This is a genomic window from Paraburkholderia sp. FW306-02-B (genome assembly GCF_058782725.1).
Genome location: NZ_JBYSXZ010000002.1, coordinates 203,986 through 222,161, shown reverse-complemented (window position 1 = coordinate 222,161; position 18,176 = coordinate 203,986). Strand labels below are relative to the sequence as shown.

Genomic DNA, 18,176 nt, shown 5'->3' with positions numbered 1-18,176 from the left:
GGATGTGCGGCTCCCATCGTGACCATAAGTCAGGGCAAGACGAGCAAAGACGTATGCAAGCCCATCGAGTAATGACCAGGTTTGTTGCAGAGTAGAACGTAGCGGCCCGGTGTCAACTTGAGCGTCATAAGTTTGCTCGCGCCAGGCGCGATGTCCTCTACCTCTCCTATTTTCTTGAACTGGCTCTCTGGCACTTGCCCGTATTTGACTGGCAGCTTATCGGCAGCCAGGTCCGTTTTGAGGACCACCAGTTCATGTGTCAGACCGGTGTCCGGCGCGTTGCTTACCTCGAACGTGACTGAGCCCGCCTTGACGCGACTCGTATCAAGCTGGATCGTGTTGTTCTTGAGCAACGTGGCTTTGATCGTCTCCGCCGCGTAACCAGGGCTGCACACGAGACCGAGCGCGACCATACCAAGGAATACCACAGTACGTGAACTGGAGATCATGACGTTCTCCTCTACAGATCGCCGCGAGCATCATGCGTGTCGCCGATCGCTCTATGCATGATGCCAGGGGCGGGCGTTGCATGGCCAGGGTCCAGACGCGGCGCCGGGAAGCGACGTGCCATCGATCAGCATCAACGTGATGTCAATACCCGACATTGGGGCCTTGCTCAGACCGCCGTCTGAGTAATAGTCGACACGCAGGAAGATGAATTTCATGCTCGAATACGCGTCGAGCGCTGATCATGCAACCACCTGCCGACTACGGTATAAAAACGTCCGGTCCAGCATTTTTATTCCAGTTTTTTTACGGCTACAAGGTCGGTTCCATCACGCCAACCGTTCACCCGCCCCGAATGGAATAGAGCCGTGCCACAGGACGTTTACCTGTCGTGATCGCGCGATGCGCCACGCATTTCCCCCTCTATGGATCGGTCGCGGGCCAAGAAGGAGCACTACACCGGGCACGTCGATCTTGCTGCCCGCGGCACGGATCTTGTTGCTACGGCGTTCGACGGGAACGCCCAGGGCGGAAGGCCAGAAAATGGATCGACGAAGACGGCGAGAACCCTCACGTTTTCGACCCGGACGCCGTGTCTGGAGAGGTTCGTGCGACGGCGTCCGCCACGCACACCGCCCTGAAGCGCTGGCGGACGGATTTGGCAAAGGCGGCCACACCTTGGAGTTTCATCGAAAGTAGCAACGGAAAATGCCCGTGAGCAAACGAGCGGCACCTCTGTTCCGGTTAGCCTTGGACAAGAAGCCGTCGACACGAATGATGACCGCTTTGAGGGCATATGACACATGACAAAGCCCATAGTCGGGCAATGAGCGCTAGTCGCGTCCACCGGAGATCAAGATGAAAACAACCAGACTATTAGCAGCATTCCTCATGGTTTTGTCGGTCACCTTAACGGGATGCCCATCAGACGCGAGCACGCATGGCGGCAGTGCGGCGTCGAGCAGTGGCGCCAGCAGTAGCAGCAGTGGTGGTGGATATTAACCATTACGGACACGTCGCAAGCTGGATGCCGTCAGGATTCGGAAGCATACTTTCGCCAGATGTCTGGACGGCCCTGATTCGGACGGATCCGAACGGGTGAGTTGGGCTGCACTGGCCAGTCGGTCATCGCGGATCAGGTCGGCACCGGCCCCAGGCCTACGTCTGGCGAAGTCAGGGTAGCCATGGAGGCAATGCACGATGAAAAACGATATCAACACGAAAGCGAGACTCGCGTTCGCGGCGTTCCTGCTTGTCTCGACTGTCGCTGGGGCAGGCTGGTATTTTTCTTCCGTAAGCCAATACGCGACCTATCAGATCTATACCCAGGAGTCGGTCTCCGGTCTCATTGCCGATGCTCCGGTCGAATTCCACGGCGTCGATGTGGGAAAAGTGAAAAGCGTCAGGCTGGTCAACCCGCATTCAGTGAGCATCGTGTTGAGTATCGACAGGACCGCGCCGGTTACTTCGGCGAGTGTGGCGACGATCACATCCCGAGGCCTTGCGGCACGGGGATTTACTGGCTACGTTTATATTTCTCTCGAAGACGTCGGCAGCGATTCCCGGCCACTGACCACACGGCCAGGCGAGCCTTATCCGATCATACCGACGACACCTTCGAAAGCCGTGACACTCGATACGGCGATGAATCAGGTAAACAAAAATTTTCAGGTCGTCACGGAACTGCTGGAATCAATACTCGACAAGACGACCGTAGCTTCGCTGAAGCAATCGGCCGACAACTTGGAGCAGGTAACCAAAGTACTGGCGGAGAATACCGGGAAGCTGAACGCTATCGTTGCTAACACGGAGCGCGCCAGTCATCGTTTTGAGCCGCTGCTGGAATCGAGCCGTGACACCGTGACAGCGCTCCAGACACAGATCTTGCCGGAAACGCACAAGGCGCTGTTCAACCTTGACAATCTGTCCAGTTCCGTCACTGACTTAGCGACCAGGATCAATCGGGATCCGTCAATCGTGATTCGTGGCGCGGCGCCGCCACCACCCGGACCGGGCGAACGGAAATGAAAATCGATATGGGCAGGGCGGCTTTCATCGCGCTATGCGTCGTCTCGTTGTCGGGCTGCACGCTCTTCTCGCCGGTCAGGATTGATACGAAAAAATATGTGCTGAACAATATCCCGCTCGATCTGCGCAGCGAACAGACGCATTCCGCGACCCTGTTGGTCCTGGTCCCCGAGGCCGAGCCGATCTACGCCACAACGCAGATGGCGTATACAACCCACGCGTATCAGGTCGCGTATTTCAGTCAGAATGAATGGGCGGAAACACCAGCGCAGATGATTCAGCCTTTAATTATAGAGTCGCTTCGACACACGCACTATTTCAGCGAGGTTTTGTCGCCCCCTCATTTCGGCCGGCACACTTTCGCGCTTCGCACCGAAATCCTGGAGCTTAAGCAGGACTTCACTTCGGACCCTGCGAAGCTGCAGCTCGCGATGCGCTTCACTCTAAGCCGCGAGGCAGCGAACCAGGTGATAGCGACGAGAGAATTGTCGGTGCGGGAACCCATGCGGGAGGGGAACGCTGCCGCAGGAGTTGTGGCGGCCAATGAGGCTATGGCAAAACTATTGCGGGAACTCGCCAGGTTCGTGGTCGAGAAAGCACATTAAGGCAGCATTCTGCGTAAGGTGTCGTCCTTGAGCATGAAATGATGCAACAGCGCCGCGCCCACGTGGACGCATATGAAAAGGATGAGTACGTAACCCAACCATTTGTGGACGTCGATGAGTCGTTGAAACAGATAGTCGTCGCGAGCAAGGAAATCAGGCAGCGTGAAGAGCCCGAAAAACGATACCGGGATGCCAGCGGCGGAAGACATCAGCCAACCAGTCACCGGCAACGCGAACATCAGTGCGTAAAAGGAAAGATGGACGAATCGGGCCGCGATTTGTTGCCAGGCAGGCAGGTGTGCAACCAGTAGCGGCAGTACCTGGGTTAAACGCCAGGCCAACCGCACTACGAGTAGAACGAGTACCGACAAGCCAATCTCCTTGTGGTAGAGAATCAGCATGATCTTTTTCGTATCGAACCCGACATCGGGAAGCCGGACCATGTAAAGACCCAATGCCGCAAGTCCAATGATAAGAACCGCCATGGACCAGTGGAGCAGGATCGCGACCGCTCCGAAGCGGTCTTCGGTGTTCTCAATCGGCATCATCGCTCGTGTTCCGTTCATTAAGCATCGTGTCGGCGCCAGGCTGATCCAGTTTCATCTCTCGGTGCAGGCGAGGCAGACATCGTTTCCGTTATCGCCCCGTCTGCGTACGCGGGGCTTCAGACGACTCCAGCAGTGGCCAGGCATAGGCCGACTGCGGTGGTGCGCGCGCTGGAGATCATCGCCGTCCCCCTCAAATTGGTGTGGGCATTCGCGTGTGGCTGGTTGCCCATGGGTCAATTGCTTGCTACGAAAGCTAAACGTTCAGCCCACCCGGCTTATTCCGGGGTTCCCGAGCGATTGCCACCTTCGCCTGCGTCCGATCGTTCGCGCGTTTTCCGCGGTAGCACCTTCGGCGGAAACCCTGCGGTTGCGATTAGAAGGACGGTCGATTTATCAGCCGGTGCGCCAGCGCCTTGTTCGTCGCGCCTCCTGCCGCGACTATACAATCGACAAACGTATGGGCGCGGGCTTCGGCATAGTCCAGCGCTTCGTCGACGCACGTAAATTCAACTGGCTCAGCAAAGCTCGCAATGACGTTTGACCGCAGTCCGCCCCGATGGATCGACCACGCGACCGTGTAGCGCCATTGCGCCCCGATAAAGGAGGCGATTTCGAGTTCCGTCATCGTAAGATGAATGCCGTATCCGCGGTACGGCGCGCATAATCGGCAAAACATACTTCCTCCCGACACCCTTTAAGAAGGTGGATACCCATAAACGTGCAACAAGCATTCCTGAGCGTGGGTGCCGAACGACGACTCAGACACTGCACGAGGACTCGTGAGTGCTGTTGAACGAAATGCATTCAATAGGTGAGGAGGTGTACGGCGAATGCGGTCCCCGGTTGACGTGGCAACCGGATGAACACGGATGCCCCGATGCCCTGATGGTGCGGAGAGCGCGTGGGTCACGCGGCCCGGCGACGACCCTCAGGAAGCGTTCCCTTCCGAGCGGCTCCGCACTCCAGCGCGCTCGCTCTCGAAGCGGGAGGAGGCAGCCGCTCGCGAGAATGGGGAAGCATCCGCGGGCAAACGGATTCCCAAGCATTCCTCGATGCGTGACACATATTCCTCCGCATCACTTCGGGATAGCCATGGCGCGTTCGCGTCGCTAAAGAAGCAGTCCGGCATACCGTCCAATGCGCCATAGGCAGGCCGTAACAGCATGGACACACTCGCTGTGGCCAACCCGGGCGCATCGAATTCGACAAGTCTGAATGAATCGTCCGCGCCAATCGGTTTGTCATAGCTGTTCAACAGCAGGATCAGGCCGTCCGCTCTCCGATAAACGGTACGCGGCAGCACCTTATGAAGGACCCGCACGGCGGCCTTCGAACGATGTTTGAGACACAACATCGCACCCCAGGTGACCAGATTCTTGACGTACTGGTCTTCGTATGAGTGGTGAAGCATGACTGATTGCCTCTGGCGGAGCCGGTCGTGCGGCAATTCAGCATGCTCGCGCACCGCGTGGCTGCGGACATGGGCCGGCTGGCTTTTCTGGCGGCCAACCTCGGCGGCGATTTCGGCGGCGATTTCGGCGCCAAGCAACAGCACCGCTGCCGAGAAGTACAGCCACATCATGAGCGCCGCGAGTGAGCCGGCTGCACCGAATGCGTTGGCTGTTCCGGCGTGAGCAAGATAGAGGGCGAACAGCTTGCGTCCACCGGAAAACAGCAACGCCGACACGACCGCGCCCGACCATGCGGTCCGCCAGCGCACGGGCGCGTCAGGCAACATTTTGATCAACGCTGCGAAGGCCGCGCTCAACACGGCCAGGCCAAAAACAAGCTGTGCGATCTCGCCGACGACAATCAGCGGCGAGTTGCCGAACAACCTTGCGCCGATAAAGCTGATGGTCGTGTCCAATACGAGCGAAACCACCAGCAGGAAGGCGACCCCCATGACGAGGCCGAACGAGATGAGCCGCACCTTGACCAGCAAGGCAATACTGCTTACCGCGCCGAACCGCGCTGCGGCTGGAAACACGACGTTTAACGCGGTATTCAGCGAGGCAAAGGTTGCCGATGCGCCGAACGCGAGAAGGACGGCCGAAAGAAGGGCGGCTGGACCCGCCGTACTGGGGTGTCGGGCATGCTCCACGATCGCCTGGACGGCCGCGGCGGCCTCGTTGCCCAGCAGCCCATTGATCTCGCCAAACAGCTGGCCGCGCGCCGCGTCGGCGCCGAAAAACCACCCGGCGACAGCCAGCACGATCAGAAGGGTCGGCGCCAGCGAAAAGGCGCAGTAGAACGCAATGCTCGCGGCCATCATGGTGCAGCGGTCCGTGCTGAACCGTTGACCCACGCCAATGGCCAGTGAGAGGAACGAAGGTATCGCGGTAACCGGAAGTCGCCGACCATGTATGAGCGCCATCTACGTCTCCGCCACGGAGGATCGCCCTGAACGTCAGGCACGCAAGTAACGCGCCTGCCTCCAGTTGACTTCGCGGTAAGCGCGGGCGGCGGCCCCTCAACCCAACCTCATCCGTTCCGGTACCGTGCCTGCGGACGTTGCCTCAGAGGCCTGTTGATAAGCCCAGCTCCTCCAGGTCGTTGATCGAAAGGCGCTCATCGCCCGCTCGTGCGAAAAGCGCGTCGCGCATCACATACAGGCTCAACGTCCCCGGTACTGCGCCTCGCTGGCTGCCGCCGGACCCGCAGGCGCCGTCTTCCTTGCCGCCTGCGCGCGCGCGGAGCTGCCCGGACTATCCTCTGCCGGACCCGCTGCGCCCGACGCCAGGTAAGCCGGTGCCGCCTTCTCACGCTGCTTCTGCCCCGCCGGCGGTGCGCTCGGCGCCGCGCGCATGTCGGCGAGCAGCTGCGCACATGGCAGCGGCTTGTTGTTGCTCGGCGCGATCAGCGGAATCAGCGCCGCGACCGGATTGATCAGCCCGAGCCCCACCACCGCCCCGCCGCGCACGGCCAGCGCGCCGGCATTCACGCCGACGTGCGGGTTCTTGAACGTCCCCTTCGCATAAAGCGGCGAGCGCAGCGTAACTACCCTGAGGCCCTTGGTATGCGGATGAATCCCGAGATCCATCTGCTCGGTCTGCAAATCGATGTGACCGTCCACATTGATCACGGCGTTGTCGGTGTCGAGGGCGAACACGCGCGATTCCAGCACGCCGTTCGTCACCACAAAGTCCGCCGCCGCGCAGTTGATCTTCACATCGCGCTTGCCGAAGAGCTTCTCGTAGACGACGTTCAACACGTTCAGCCCTGCCGCTTCCATGTAGAGACGGCTAACCGTGCCATCGGTGATCAGCGCCTTCACTTCCCCATTCGACGTCGCCGCCAGCGCCGCGGGAGAATTGCCCGTTGCCGACAACGCCGCGTCGCCATTCACTTCGCCGAGCGCCGACTGCATCGTCTTCACGGTCGGGAAAAGTTGCTTGAGCTTCAGGTGCCGCGCCTGCGTCGCAAAGCGTCCCTTGAGCGGCGCCGTGCTGCCATCGAGGTGAATGTTCGATGCCAGCGTGCCGCCCGCCACGCCGAACTTTAACGGCTCGAACGTCAGCACGCCGTCCGTCATGATCACGTGGGTGTAGAGATCGGTGATCGGCAGAGCCGGGTCCTTGATGATGCGGCGGCCGGTGAACTTCACGTCGGCATCGATGGCCTTCCAGCGATCCGTCTTGAATTGCTCGACCGGCAACGCCTTGTTCGACGGCTGCCGGGTTTGCTCGCCGCGCTTCGCCTTGCTCGCATTGGTGTCGGCGCCGATGATCGGAGCGAGATCGGAAAATTGCAGCAGATTGGACACGAGTTCACCCGACAGCATCGGCCGCGGCTTCTTACCCACATAAACCGTCGAGCCGTTCAGGTCGCTGCCGCCGACGCGGCCCGTGAAGTTCTCATATTTGAAGACGTTGCCGTCTTCCGTGAACTGTCCGACGAGCCGCCCTTCGGTCGCGTACGGCGGCGTTTCGGGCAATGGCACGCCAGCGATCGGATAGAGATGCGCCATGCTGACGCCCTGCAGCCATAGCTTCAGGTCGAGCGCGGCGAGGTGCGCCGGGGCGGTCACGGTACCGGCCAGCGCGATATGCGTATCGCCGATCTTCACGTCAGCCTGCACGGGGAACGGCCGCGTCGTGTCCTGCAACGCGAGCACGCCTCCCACCTTGCCGCTGCCCGACACAGCCGTCTTCTTGTAGGTGCCCTTGACCGTCCAGCCGAGACCATAAGGCGGCACCGACGGCTTCGACTTCTGCTGACTGGTCGTGCCGGTATTCGCCGACGTGCTCGCCGGACTCGCCGGCCCGCTGCTCTCGGCCGCGGCAGAGGACGCCGCCGATGCTTCGACCTGCTTGGCTTCGACCTGCTTGTGGAGCCTGGTCGCGCCGCTCTTGCCGACCACCTGCGCCGACGATTTGCGCGACGCCTGCTCCTGCTGCTTCATGACGTCACCGATCGGCACGGGCTGACCGAGCGTATCAACGACGACCTGCATGTCGGCCTGGGTGATCTGGTCGGCGTACGCAACTTGACCCGTCGTAAACGCGATGTCGTGCAGTTTGAGATTCCACGTGGACGGCTCGGTCGGTTGGTTGAACCTGAACGTCCAGTTGTTGCGGCTATCTTTGAGGCGTTCGAGATCGATCGACGGGTTGACCAGGTTGATCGTCGGAATCACGATGTCGCGTGCCAGCAGCGGGAGAACCTCAACCTGAAAATCGATCTCGTCGAGGGTGGCGAAGTATTGCTGTTTCGCCCAGTCCGGATTCGCGACAGTGATTTTTTCGGCGGAAAAGCGTGGCCACGGCACCCAGCGCCGCCAGCCGGTTTCGCTAGGCGGACGCTGCCAGCCGACCTTCAGGTCGCCGGTGATCTGGAACTGCCGCCCGATCGCCTGCGTGACCTTGTCGTCGATCCACGGCCGCGCGCGGTTCCAGTCGAAAGTCAGGAAAAGGACGACGAGTGCCGCAATCAGTACCGCCAGCACGGCAACAAACCATGCAGCAATTTTTCCGATTGGCAGGCGCTGCGCCATGACGGCTCCATCATTTTTCCTGTTGCGCTTCGAGCAGCACGTAGTATGCCCGGTGGCCGCAAGTGCCCGGCCAGCCGATTTCCTCAGGATGACGAATCCGGTCCGCCTTGCCGAGCCTACGCGCCCCGCATGTGAACCGCACCGCCAACGCGGTGCGGTTCAGGCGGGCGCCGCTACTTCTTGTCGCCCCGGGTATCGAACCAACGTTCGAGCAGCTTGCCGGCCGCTTCACGTCCGCCAAGCCCGAACGACAGCGCCACGGCCACCGCGATCCCGCCGAGTACCAGGGCGAATGCAAGTTGCACGATTTCGTTGGCAATACCCATTGCGCGCAGTCCCATGGCGAACACAAGTCCGAGGATCGCGAATTGAGCGATGCGGGCAAGCAGCACGCTGTGCTCTCGATCGGCCTGCTCGATCACACGCCGCGCAAGACTCGACAGCCAGAAACCGATGATCAGGATCACGCTGCCCATCAGGATGTGTCCGCCGAACTCGATAAAGAGCGTGACCACGTCGCGGACCTGGCCAAAGCCCAGGCGATTAGCAGCTTCCACCACGGCGAACAACATCGCGAAGAAAACCACGAGTCGCGAGGCCAGCACCGACGGCTGCAACGGGCCGTACAGCACCTTGTCGAGACCGAGCACCGCCGGCAACCCGTCCACACCGGCCGTCACCAACAGCTTCTGTACCAGTGCCGCGACGAAGCGTGCAACATAGAAGGTCGCGAGCAGAATGACCACGGCTGCGACGATATCCGGCACGGCGCTCAGGAACTGATCGAGCATATGCGTGGCGGGTCCTGATATCGCTTCGATCTTCAGTGCGTCGAGTGCGGAAATCAGCGTCGGCACGAACACGAAGATGTACACCACCGTTCCGACCAGACTCGACAGCCGCACGGGCGTCGGGCTGTCGACGTCCTGTGTGAGCTTGTCCGCACCGGCCGCCGCGAGCAGATTGGTGACAAGGCCGCGCAGGATCTTCGCGAAAATCCAGCCGACAATCCCGATCACGGCGGCCGCGAAGAGATTCGGCACGATCGCAAGCAGCTTGTCGATCATGCTCTGCACGGGCGCGAGCAGGCCGTTCAGATCGAATGCCGCGAGCACGGCCGGAATGAACAACAGGATGACGAGCCAGAAGAGCACGTCACCTACATACGCGCTCATCGGACGCATGCCGGCCGTCTCGGACAACTTGCCGTCAAGCTTGCTCGCGCGCAGCGCCCTGTCGGCCACGGCACGCAATAGCGACGCGATCAGCCATGCGACCAGCGCAAGCACGGTGCCGCCGATCAGGTTCGGCAGATAGTTGACGATCTTGGTGACAAGGAGCGAAAACGGATTGGAGACCGCATACAGGTTCAGGACATTGAAGACCCCGACGGCGGTCACGAGCAGAACAAGCCAGAACAGGCCGCCGGCAATGACGTTCTCCACCTGCGCGGCCTGCTTCGTGCTGTCGGCAATGCGCTGATTGACCTTGAGCGCAGAGAGCAGCTTGCGGGCACCGGCCCGGGCGATTACGGCAACCAGCCAACCGACGATCAGAATGCCGAGCGCACCGGCGATTTTAGGCAAAAAGCCACTTAGCGCGTTTTCCAGCGTAACGAAAAAACTGGTTAAATCCATTTTTCTCTCCGAAAGCTTTGTGATGCGGTTATGGACCTGCTTTCTGCCTTCGACGACACCGACTGAACCCGCCCTCTCATGTCCTCCTTGATTCTTTGCGTCAATGTTAGTTCATCGGCATGCCATTGCCATGACCAAACCTGACCAAAAATCCGGCTACCGTCTCACGACGTCGAGTTCTGGACCGAACGGGTCGGGTTGGCGAGGAAGGAAGCGTTTAACGCGATTGCACACCATCTCGCTATCGGTTTTCATGAAAGGAAACTGACTTTTGCTTTCTGTGGCCGACTACGGCGAATCGCTTACTCGTAGTTTCGCCGCCATTAGAATGTCAGCAACCCGCCGCTACGGATTCCCAGGCAGGTTGTAAAGCTGGAGTCCATTCTTCGACGCTTCGGCCCATACGCCGGCCGCGCCAGGGAATGCCCCGATGGAGTCGTTCTCCCAACCCAGCGCTGCTGGAATACGGGACGACGGCGTTGCAGCTTTGATTTCGCGTTCAGCGGTCCCGTCGCTCGCGAGAGCGGTCAGACAAAGGTCCGCTCGTGGCCGAACCCGGTCCGACGCAGACCTCAATCGATCGCTGATCGCGGTAGGTATGCGAACGGCATAAATCGCCCCAAACCGGAAATTCGGTGCATGTATTTTTGATGCCCGAAAGCAGGCCATCAACGTCGGCGCCCGGCTGCTGTGGATGATCAAGAAACCTTGAGCTTTTTTGTCACCAACGCCTATGCAGGTGTGACGTCAGGATAGCCTGTGTCCGCCATGGCCGTTTCGCGCAGTTCGCCGCTTCCAGTTTCGTGATCAGCCTGCTCAAATCGGCGTGATCATCAACGCGCTGAATGTTTGTTCAATTCCGCGGCTGCTTGAATCAGGTAGGTCAGCGCTGGCTGATTCACCTCATCGCCTTCGCGGAAGTCGATGGCTCGGCGAACCTTGCCGTCCAGGCTCGAATTGAAGAGGCGGGTCGGGTCTGGCAGGGAGGCACCCCGAGCGAAGGTGAGCTTGACAACCTGTTTGTAGGTTTCGCCGGTGCAGACCAGGCCGTGGCTGGACCAGGCTGGGGTGCTCCACTTCCATTCTTCGACCATTGCGGGGTCGGCTGCCCGGATGAGGCCCCGCAGGCTGGAGAGCAGATTGCCTCGCCAGTCGGGCAGCGACTGAATCCGGGCGTCGATGAGTTCGGACGCGGACTCGACGTGCACGATGGGGGGGTTCTTCATGCGAGTGGCGCCTCCCGGTCGCCAACAGAACGCTGCAGGCTGTGACGGGTGCGGTGGCTGCTGAAGTAGGGCAGCACAAACAGGTAGAGCCCCGTGAACAGCAAGAGGGCCAGCGGCAGCAGCGGCGCGTAGGTGATCCAGGGCGGCGGAGGGCCGTTTCCCTGGGCCATGGCGACGAAGTTGGCGAGAACCGTCAGCGTGAAGATGACGGATACCCACCGGTGCAACCGACGAATCCAGGTACTGGCGCTCATGCCGCGCTCCTCGGGGCCTGGATCATCTTCCAGCCGTTGCCAGCGGGATCGCGGAAACCGGCATCGACGCTGCCGAAACGGTCTACCGGCTCCTGGGTGAATTCCACGCCGCGGGCTTTCAGTTGGGCATAGCTGGCGCGACAGTCGGCCACAGCGAGGACCAAAGGCGGCATAGCCCCCTTGGCGACCATGGCGCACAGGGTTTGCGCGGTGGCTTCGTCGTGGATGGGCGGGCCGGGTGTGAAAAGGCCGAGCTGGAACGAGGGCTGATCCGGATGCTGGACCGTGAGCCAGCGGTAGAGACCGTTGCGCACGTCCGTGTGGACGCGGAAGCCGAGCTTGTCGACGTAGAACGTGAGCGCTTCGTCCTGGTTATCGACGTACAAGCCCACCACATTGACACCTTGGTTCATGGCACCTCCTTGGTTGATGGCCGGAATGTACCCTTGGCCACGCGGCGGCGCTTCTCCAAAACTGCGATGGTGAGGTCGGGGCGCTGCGCGGCCTTCAGGACGCAGGCGGGCACGCGGTCGAGTTGACGCATGTCGGCCTGGGTCTCAACGCGCATGGCGCTGGGGCTCTGGCCGGTGATGTCGTGGAAGGTGCGGCCGAAGGTGCCCAGGCTCTCCCAGCCGGTGGCGAAGGCAATTTCCGTGATGCTAAGCTCGGTGTCGCGCAGCAGGGTGGTGGCCTGCTCGATACGCCGCGTCAGCAGGTAGCGGTGCGGTGGGACGCCGAAGGCTTGCTTGAAGGAGCGCGCGAAATGGGCTTCGGAGACGCCACTGACCTCGGCCAGGCGCTTGACGGGCCAGGCTTCGTGCGAGGCTGCGTCCATGCGGTCTTTGGCGCGTAGCAGGCGGCGCAGCAGGGCCGGGTTTTGCAATGTGTCGGCGCCGACCGATGCAGGGAACGAGGCAGGCGGCTGGGCGTTATGGTCTTCGCGAGGGGGCATGAATTCCGAGGGGGCTGGCCGTATGCGGGTAGTTTAGGCTCAACACTGGTACGCGCATAGCGGTGCGCCGGCGCTTGCCGAGGCGATCGCCCCCGCAGGACTACCGGCCGCGGTGCAAGCCACCGGCAGACGCCACTGCTTCCGACGAGCCTTGTCGATATCGAGCAGGAAGGCCCGTGGCCGACGCCCAAGAAATATGACGGGGTCAGCGTTGGCGCGACACTCACGTTTTTCCGCGCGAACGGGTTGGACAACCGGGTGTTCCTACGACGCTTCAATCCGGAGCCGGGATCCACGGTGCCGTAGCGGCGTCGCTCGCGCGGAATGCCGGAAATTTTGCGCCAAGCTCGGCGATCGTTGTGATGTTGTTCTTTACCAGATCGTCGCGCGTGATCAGGGTCGGCTTCACGACGATCCGGTGCCCGGGATCCTGTCCGGCCACCAGCAACGCAGCAGCACGCACGGACACCGCACCGACAACCGCGGGATTGGTTGCCGCCGTCGCCACCCATGCGCTGCCGGGCGCACGGATCGCCTCGATGTCGGCGGTCGAGATGTCGGCGCTATAGATTCGGATCTTCGATGACAAATTCGCTTCGTCCGCCGCCAGCTTCGCGCCTCGCGCGAACTCGTCGTAAGGCGCGAATACCACGCGAATGTCAGGATGCGCGCGATAGGCCGCGGCCGCCTCGTTCGCGACCGATTGCGCGATCGGATTGTCGACCGTGCCCCAGCGCGCCTTTTCCTGAATCTTCGGATGGGCACGCTTGAAGTCCCGCCACACCGCATCGCGTCGATCGAGCGGCGCAAAGCCAGCCACATACACGTAACCGGCCGCAAACGTATCGCCGTTATCCTTCACCGCTTGATCGAGCAGCAGCGCCGCCAGGTCGCGGTCGCTCTGCTCGATCTGCGGCACCTTCGGATTGCCCAGGTCGACATCGAATGCGACAACCTTGATGCCTTTGTCCAGCGCGCGCTGCACGACGTCCTTCAGCGATTCCGGCAAGCCGTGATTGACGATGATCGCCGACACCCCAAGGCTGATCGCCTGCTGGATCTGTTCGCGCTGTTCGGCTGCATCCTGGCGGCCCTCATAGATGCGCAAATCGACGCCGAGCGCCTTCGCCTGCTTCTGCGCGCCGGCTTCATAGGCCTGGAAGAAATCGCCGGTGGACAGATAGTTGACCAGCGCGATCTTGACACCGCCCTTTTCGAACGGCGCGGGCGCACCTTTAAGCGGTGCGGCATGTGCGGCCAGCCCTGCCAACAAGGCCGCCGAAAATAGCGTGAGTGCGCCGAGAAGACGGCTCAAGTAAGACTTGCGAAGAAGAAGCGATCTCATGAATGATCCCCAGCCCGATGAATAACGTGGTTATGAATAGTAGGAACGGTTATTCGGCATGCGCGGTACGGCGCGCACGATAACGCGCGCCCGGATGCGGATCGGCCAATCGTGCACCACCGCCGTGCAGCTTTTCGCGCAACGAGCCCTCTGCGTAATCGGTCTTGTACACGCCGCGCCGTTGTAGTTCAGGCACCACGAGGTCGACGAAATCGGCAAAGCTCTCGTGCGTCAATGCGTAGGCGAGGTTGAAACCGTCGACGTCGGTCTCCTCGACCCACGACTGCAACTCGTCGGCGATCTCCTGCGGGCTGCCTACCGAAAGCGGCCCCAAACCGCCAATGCCGCCCCACTTCGCAATCTCGCGCACGGTCCACACGCGCGTGGGGTCCGCGCTCGAGAGCGCCTCCACCGCCGATTGCACTGCGTTGCTCTCGATATGGCGCAGCGGTTCATCGAGGTCGTATTTCGACAGATCGATGCCGGTCCAGCCCGACATCAGCGCAAGCGCGCCTTCATCGCTTGCATAGCGACGGTAGTCGGCATGCTTCGCATGCGCTTCCGCCGACGTCTTGCCAGTAATCACCGTATGCAGATTGAAGATGAGTACGTCGTGCGGATCGCGGCCGAACGATTTCACGCGTGCCCTGATATCGGCGACAAAGTTCTTCAGGATCGTGCGCGACGGCGCCGCGATGAAAATGCACTCGGCGTGCTGCGCGGCGAAATCTTTGCCGCGTTTCGACGCTCCAGCCTGATAGAGCACCGGCGTACGCTGCGGCGACGGTTCGCACAGATGGATGCCCGGCACGTCGAAATACTGGCCATGGTGCTCGATCGGATGCACCTTCGACGGCTCGGTGAACACCTGCCGCGCGGCGTCGCGCACAACGGCGTCGTCTTCCCACGACGACTCCCACAGCTTGTAGCAGACGTCCAGATATTCCTCGGCAAGCGAATAGCGTTCGTCGTGATTTGCCTGAGCCGGCAAGCCCACGTTACGCGCGGCGCTGTCCAGATACGACGTGACGATATTCCAGCCGACGCGGCCGTTCGTCAGGTGATCCAGCGTCGACATGCGCCGCGCGAACGGATAAGGATGTTCGTACGACAGCGAGCAGGTCACGCCGAAGCCGAGATGTTCGGTGACGTTCGCCATCGCCGAGACCAGCAGGATCGGATCGTTGACGGGAACCTGTGCGGCCTGGCGGATCGCGGCTTCGCCGTTGCCATTGAAGACGTCGTAAATGCCCAGCACGTCGGCAATGAAAAGGCCATCGAACTTCCCGCGTTCGAGAAGTTTCGCGAGGTCGGTCCAATAATCGAGATGCTTGTAGCGCCACGACGTATCGCGTGGATGCGCCCACAAGCCCGGCGACTGGTGCCCGACGCAGTTCATGTCGAATGCGTTGAGGCGGATCTGTCTGGCCATGATCGGAGTCCGGTTTCGGATAATGGTGGGAACGTTGCGGCGTGCGCAGCCGAAGGGCTGCATTACGCCTTGATGCGCGCTTTGAGTCGCGCCTTAAAGCGCGCCGTGGCGCGGCGGCAGCACGTCGTTCAGGAAGTAGTTGCCGACCGCGATGTATTTCCAGCGCACGGGGTCGTGCAACGTATGCGTGCGGGCATTGCGCCAGTGGCGATCGAGGTTGTGTTCGGCCAGCGTCGCCTGCGTGCCGCCGAGTTCAATGAGGCGTGTCGATGCCTGCAGCGCGATTTCGGTGGTCGCCGCACGTGCTTGCGCGACGGCAATCGACGCAGCGGCCACAGTCTGCTCGTCCGATTTTTCGGCCGCCGCATCCACGCGCCGGCCGGCTCGCTCGAGAAGCGCGCTCGCGGCTTCGAGTTGCAGCGCGAGCTTGCCGAACAGTTCGAGCGTGAGCGGATCGTCGCTTGCCCGTTCGACGCCGCTGTCGATCCACGGGCGCGAGCGTTCCCGCACGAAACGCCGCGCATCGGCAAAGGCCGCGCGCGCAATGCCGAGATCGACCGCCGCATGAATGATCTGGCCGACGGGACCGACGGTCGTCGGGCGGGCATCGAACGCGGCGCTGTACGGCACCACCGCCGCTGCCTCGACGAATACGTTATCCAGCGTCGTCGTGCCGCTGCCGGTGGTGCGCTGGCCGAAGCCCGACCAGTCGTCGACAACCGTCAGGCCCGGCGTCCGCGCATTCGCGAACGCGACATACAGCGTCGCGTCGCCCGCCTTCGCGACGATCGGAATCCACTGTGCAAACAGCGCGCCGGTCGAATAGAACTTCGTGCCGTTGATGCGGTAACCGTCGCCGTCCGGCGTCAGCGTCGTGTGGTAGTCGCGTACCGTTTTGGTGCCGCGCTCGGACAGCGCGTTGCCGAAACGCTCGCCCGCCAGCGCCCGCTCGAAATAGAACGCCTGTTGCTCACGCGTACCGTTCACGCGCAGCACGTCGAGCATGAAAAAGTGATTCTGCGGAATCTGGCCGAGCGCCGGATCGGCTTCGGAGATGATGGCGGTCACTTCCGCAAGCGTCGCGAACGACACCTGCGCGCCGCCGAATTCGCGTGGCACTGCAATGCCCCACAAGCCGCTTGCCGAATATGCGTCGATTTCCTCGTACGGCAGGCGGCGTTCGCGGTCGCGCAGGGATGCCTCTTTGGACAGTGTGCCCGCAAGTTCGCGGGCGACGTCGAGCGCCTGCGTGTCGTTCTCGATGCGTACCGCGCGTGGCGTTTCGCGCGCCACGGATTTTGCCAAAGCGCTCATAGCGTCAATTCCACGGATGACGGGCCGGTTTGACGCCGTTCAGATAATAGTTGCCGACAAGGTGATACTTCCAGCGCACTGGATCATGCAGCGTATGCGTGCGCGCATTGCGCCAGTGGCGATCGAGGTTGTGTTCGGTCAGCGTCGCCTGCGTGCCGGCGAGTTCGAAGAGCTTTTCGCTCGCGAGCAATGCAATCTCGGTGGTCAGCACCTTCGCTTCGCCCACCGCGACCGAGGCGCGCGCGACGTCGTCTTCGGCCGTCTCGCCTTGCGCGGCAATCTCGTCGATCACACGCGCGGCGCGCTCAAGCAGCGCTTCGGCGGCATGCAACTGGATGTGCAGATGGCCGATTTCGCGTACGGTAAGCGGATCGTCGCTCGCACGCTCGACGCCACTGTCGATCCACGGCCGCGAGCGCGTGCGCACGAACGTCAGCGTGTCGTCGAGCGCTGCCTTCGCAATGCCCGCGTCGATCGCGGCCTGAATGATCTGCGAGATCGGGCCGTTGAGCGTCGGAAAATCGGACACGCGATGTGCCGGAAATACATGAGAGGCGGGTACGCGCACGCTTTCCAGCACCACCGTCCCGCTCGCCGTCGTGCGTTGGCCGAAGCCCGACCAATCGTCGATCACATTCAGCCCCGGCGTGCCCTTCGGAATGTAGGCGAGCCAGCCCTTGCGGTCGTCGTCGAGCCCGAGCACCGGTACGAAGTGCGCGAACAGCGCGCCCGTCGAATAGAACTTGGTGCCGTCGACCACATAGCGCTCGCCGTCACGCCGCACGCGCGTCTTCAGATCGAGCACGTGTTTTGTGCCCTTCTCCGAAAAGCCGTTGCCGAAGCGCTTGCCGTTCAATACCTGTGCGAAGAAATACTGCTTCTGTTCTTCGGTTCCCGTCAGTGCAATCACGTCGACGAGGCCGAAGTGGTTCTGCGGCAACTGTCCAAGCGAAGGGTCGGCCGCGGCGACGATCTTGACGACCTCGGTCAACGTAACGAACGACACGCCCGCGCCGCCGTATGCCTTCGGCACTGTGATCGCCCACAGGCCGGATTGCGAGAACCATTCGATCTCTTCGTGCGGCAAACGACGCGCGCGGTCCCGCTCCGCCGCGCCTTGCGCGAGGCGAAGCGCAAGCTCGTGCGCGACCACGATCGCCTGTGCGTCATCGGCGATGACACGCACTGCATGGCGAGCCGCGCCGGTCGTGTGCGATGAAGCCGCTTCGTCAATCTCTGCCATGGGAATCTCCGCTTCAATGACTGTTCGCACAATCTATCAGCGGATATCGCACGCGCAAACTGAACGATTCGGCAATCGATATTCCTTCGGATGGCAAACGGTCAGCAGCGGCCCAATTTCCATTCGACGATAAGCACTGCAGCACGCGACTG

At 61.5% G+C, this 18,176-nt stretch carries 16 protein-coding genes; 2 read left to right on the top strand and 14 right to left on the bottom strand.

Features of this window, described 5'->3' with window-relative positions; all coding sequences use genetic code 11:
- Positions 1-29: 29 nt before the first annotated feature.
- On the bottom strand, positions 30-449 hold the full coding sequence (locus AC3WOG_RS21880) for a cupredoxin domain-containing protein (protein ID WP_492580049.1): 420 nt from the start codon (positions 447-449) through the stop codon (positions 30-32).
- A gap of 1,198 nt (positions 450-1,647) precedes the next feature.
- Here AC3WOG_RS21880 and AC3WOG_RS21875 point away from each other — a divergent pair.
- Both AC3WOG_RS21875 and AC3WOG_RS21870 read left to right on the top strand, forming a co-directional pair.
- The gene (locus AC3WOG_RS21875) at positions 1,648-2,475 is read left to right on the top strand and encodes an MlaD family protein (RefSeq protein ID WP_492580048.1); all 828 of its coding nucleotides are present in this window, start codon (positions 1,648-1,650) and stop codon (positions 2,473-2,475) included.
- A complete protein-coding gene (locus tag AC3WOG_RS21870; protein WP_492580047.1) occupies positions 2,472-3,080 on the top strand; it encodes an ABC-type transport auxiliary lipoprotein family protein in 609 nt (202 codons plus the stop codon). Before AC3WOG_RS21875 ends, AC3WOG_RS21870 begins: the two co-directional genes overlap by 4 nt.
- Here the strand turns inward: AC3WOG_RS21870 and AC3WOG_RS21865 are convergent.
- The 13 genes from AC3WOG_RS21865 to AC3WOG_RS21805 all read right to left on the bottom strand — a co-directional run bounded on the left by AC3WOG_RS21865 (position 3,077) and on the right by AC3WOG_RS21805 (position 18,024).
- Positions 3,077-3,628 carry a cytochrome b gene (locus AC3WOG_RS21865; RefSeq protein WP_492580046.1) on the bottom strand — a complete coding sequence of 184 codons (552 nt, stop codon included), beginning with the start codon at positions 3,626-3,628 and terminating at the stop codon, positions 3,077-3,079. The genes AC3WOG_RS21870 and AC3WOG_RS21865 overlap by 4 nt on opposite strands.
- A 373-nt stretch (positions 3,629-4,001) precedes the next feature.
- Positions 4,002-4,253: a hypothetical protein gene (locus AC3WOG_RS21860; protein ID WP_492580045.1), complete on the bottom strand. Its 252-nt coding sequence runs from the start codon at positions 4,251-4,253 to the stop codon at positions 4,002-4,004.
- 303 nt (positions 4,254-4,556) lie between these two features.
- On the bottom strand, positions 4,557-6,002 hold the full coding sequence (locus AC3WOG_RS21855) for a YihY/virulence factor BrkB family protein (protein ID WP_492580044.1): 1,446 nt from the start codon (positions 6,000-6,002) through the stop codon (positions 4,557-4,559).
- Positions 6,003-6,242: 240 nt separating this feature from the next.
- Positions 6,243-8,621, bottom strand: a complete 2,379-nt coding sequence (locus tag AC3WOG_RS21850; protein ID WP_492580043.1) for an AsmA family protein — start codon at positions 8,619-8,621, stop codon at positions 6,243-6,245.
- 173 nt (positions 8,622-8,794) lie between these two features.
- Positions 8,795-10,258, bottom strand: a complete 1,464-nt coding sequence (locus AC3WOG_RS21845) for a mechanosensitive ion channel (RefSeq protein ID WP_492580042.1) — start codon at positions 10,256-10,258, stop codon at positions 8,795-8,797.
- An 833-nt stretch (positions 10,259-11,091) separates the two neighbouring features.
- Positions 11,092-11,484, bottom strand: a complete 393-nt coding sequence (locus AC3WOG_RS21840; RefSeq protein ID WP_492580041.1) for a DUF1801 domain-containing protein — start codon at positions 11,482-11,484, stop codon at positions 11,092-11,094.
- On the bottom strand, positions 11,481-11,738 hold the full coding sequence (locus AC3WOG_RS21835) for a hypothetical protein (protein WP_492580040.1): 258 nt from the start codon (positions 11,736-11,738) through the stop codon (positions 11,481-11,483). The genes AC3WOG_RS21840 and AC3WOG_RS21835 overlap by 4 nt, the downstream gene beginning before the upstream one ends.
- Complete coding sequence (locus AC3WOG_RS21830) at positions 11,735-12,151, bottom strand: VOC family protein (RefSeq protein ID WP_492580039.1); 417 nt, start codon at positions 12,149-12,151, stop codon at positions 11,735-11,737. The genes AC3WOG_RS21835 and AC3WOG_RS21830 overlap by 4 nt, the downstream gene beginning before the upstream one ends.
- The gene (locus AC3WOG_RS21825; RefSeq protein WP_492580038.1) at positions 12,148-12,690 is read right to left on the bottom strand and encodes a helix-turn-helix domain-containing protein; all 543 of its coding nucleotides are present in this window, start codon (positions 12,688-12,690) and stop codon (positions 12,148-12,150) included. Before AC3WOG_RS21825 ends, AC3WOG_RS21830 begins: the two co-directional genes overlap by 4 nt.
- A gap of 274 nt (positions 12,691-12,964) precedes the next feature.
- Complete coding sequence (locus AC3WOG_RS21820; protein ID WP_492580037.1) at positions 12,965-14,035, bottom strand: substrate-binding domain-containing protein; 1,071 nt, start codon at positions 14,033-14,035, stop codon at positions 12,965-12,967.
- A gap of 49 nt (positions 14,036-14,084) precedes the next feature.
- The gene (locus tag AC3WOG_RS21815) at positions 14,085-15,467 is read right to left on the bottom strand and encodes an LLM class flavin-dependent oxidoreductase (RefSeq protein WP_492580036.1); all 1,383 of its coding nucleotides are present in this window, start codon (positions 15,465-15,467) and stop codon (positions 14,085-14,087) included.
- Between the two features lie 93 nt (positions 15,468-15,560).
- Positions 15,561-16,781 carry an SfnB family sulfur acquisition oxidoreductase gene (locus AC3WOG_RS21810; RefSeq protein ID WP_492580035.1) on the bottom strand — a complete coding sequence of 407 codons (1,221 nt, stop codon included), beginning with the start codon at positions 16,779-16,781 and terminating at the stop codon, positions 15,561-15,563.
- 4 nt (positions 16,782-16,785) lie between these two features.
- Positions 16,786-18,024, bottom strand: a complete 1,239-nt coding sequence (locus AC3WOG_RS21805) for an SfnB family sulfur acquisition oxidoreductase (protein WP_492580034.1) — start codon at positions 18,022-18,024, stop codon at positions 16,786-16,788.
- Between the last annotated feature and the right edge of the window lie 152 nt (positions 18,025-18,176).

Coding starts and splice junctions, on each gene's coding strand:
- AC3WOG_RS21880 (WP_492580049.1), bottom strand. CDS start 449: ATGATCTCCAGTTCACGTACTGTGGTATTCCTTGGTATGGTCGCGCTC.
- AC3WOG_RS21875 (WP_492580048.1), top strand. CDS start 1,648: ATGAAAAACGATATCAACACGAAAGCGAGACTCGCGTTCGCGGCGTTC.
- AC3WOG_RS21870 (WP_492580047.1), top strand. CDS start 2,472: ATGAAAATCGATATGGGCAGGGCGGCTTTCATCGCGCTATGCGTCGTC.
- AC3WOG_RS21865 (WP_492580046.1), bottom strand. CDS start 3,628: ATGATGCCGATTGAGAACACCGAAGACCGCTTCGGAGCGGTCGCGATC.
- AC3WOG_RS21860 (WP_492580045.1), bottom strand. CDS start 4,253: ATGACGGAACTCGAAATCGCCTCCTTTATCGGGGCGCAATGGCGCTAC.
- AC3WOG_RS21855 (WP_492580044.1), bottom strand. CDS start 6,002: ATGGCGCTCATACATGGTCGGCGACTTCCGGTTACCGCGATACCTTCG.
- AC3WOG_RS21850 (WP_492580043.1), bottom strand. CDS start 8,621: ATGGCGCAGCGCCTGCCAATCGGAAAAATTGCTGCATGGTTTGTTGCC.
- AC3WOG_RS21845 (WP_492580042.1), bottom strand. CDS start 10,258: ATGGATTTAACCAGTTTTTTCGTTACGCTGGAAAACGCGCTAAGTGGC.
- AC3WOG_RS21840 (WP_492580041.1), bottom strand. CDS start 11,484: ATGAAGAACCCCCCCATCGTGCACGTCGAGTCCGCGTCCGAACTCATC.
- AC3WOG_RS21835 (WP_492580040.1), bottom strand. CDS start 11,738: ATGAGCGCCAGTACCTGGATTCGTCGGTTGCACCGGTGGGTATCCGTC.
- AC3WOG_RS21830 (WP_492580039.1), bottom strand. CDS start 12,151: ATGAACCAAGGTGTCAATGTGGTGGGCTTGTACGTCGATAACCAGGAC.
- AC3WOG_RS21825 (WP_492580038.1), bottom strand. CDS start 12,690: ATGCCCCCTCGCGAAGACCATAACGCCCAGCCGCCTGCCTCGTTCCCT.
- AC3WOG_RS21820 (WP_492580037.1), bottom strand. CDS start 14,035: ATGAGATCGCTTCTTCTTCGCAAGTCTTACTTGAGCCGTCTTCTCGGC.
- AC3WOG_RS21815 (WP_492580036.1), bottom strand. CDS start 15,467: ATGGCCAGACAGATCCGCCTCAACGCATTCGACATGAACTGCGTCGGG.
- AC3WOG_RS21810 (WP_492580035.1), bottom strand. CDS start 16,781: ATGAGCGCTTTGGCAAAATCCGTGGCGCGCGAAACGCCACGCGCGGTA.
- AC3WOG_RS21805 (WP_492580034.1), bottom strand. CDS start 18,024: ATGGCAGAGATTGACGAAGCGGCTTCATCGCACACGACCGGCGCGGCT.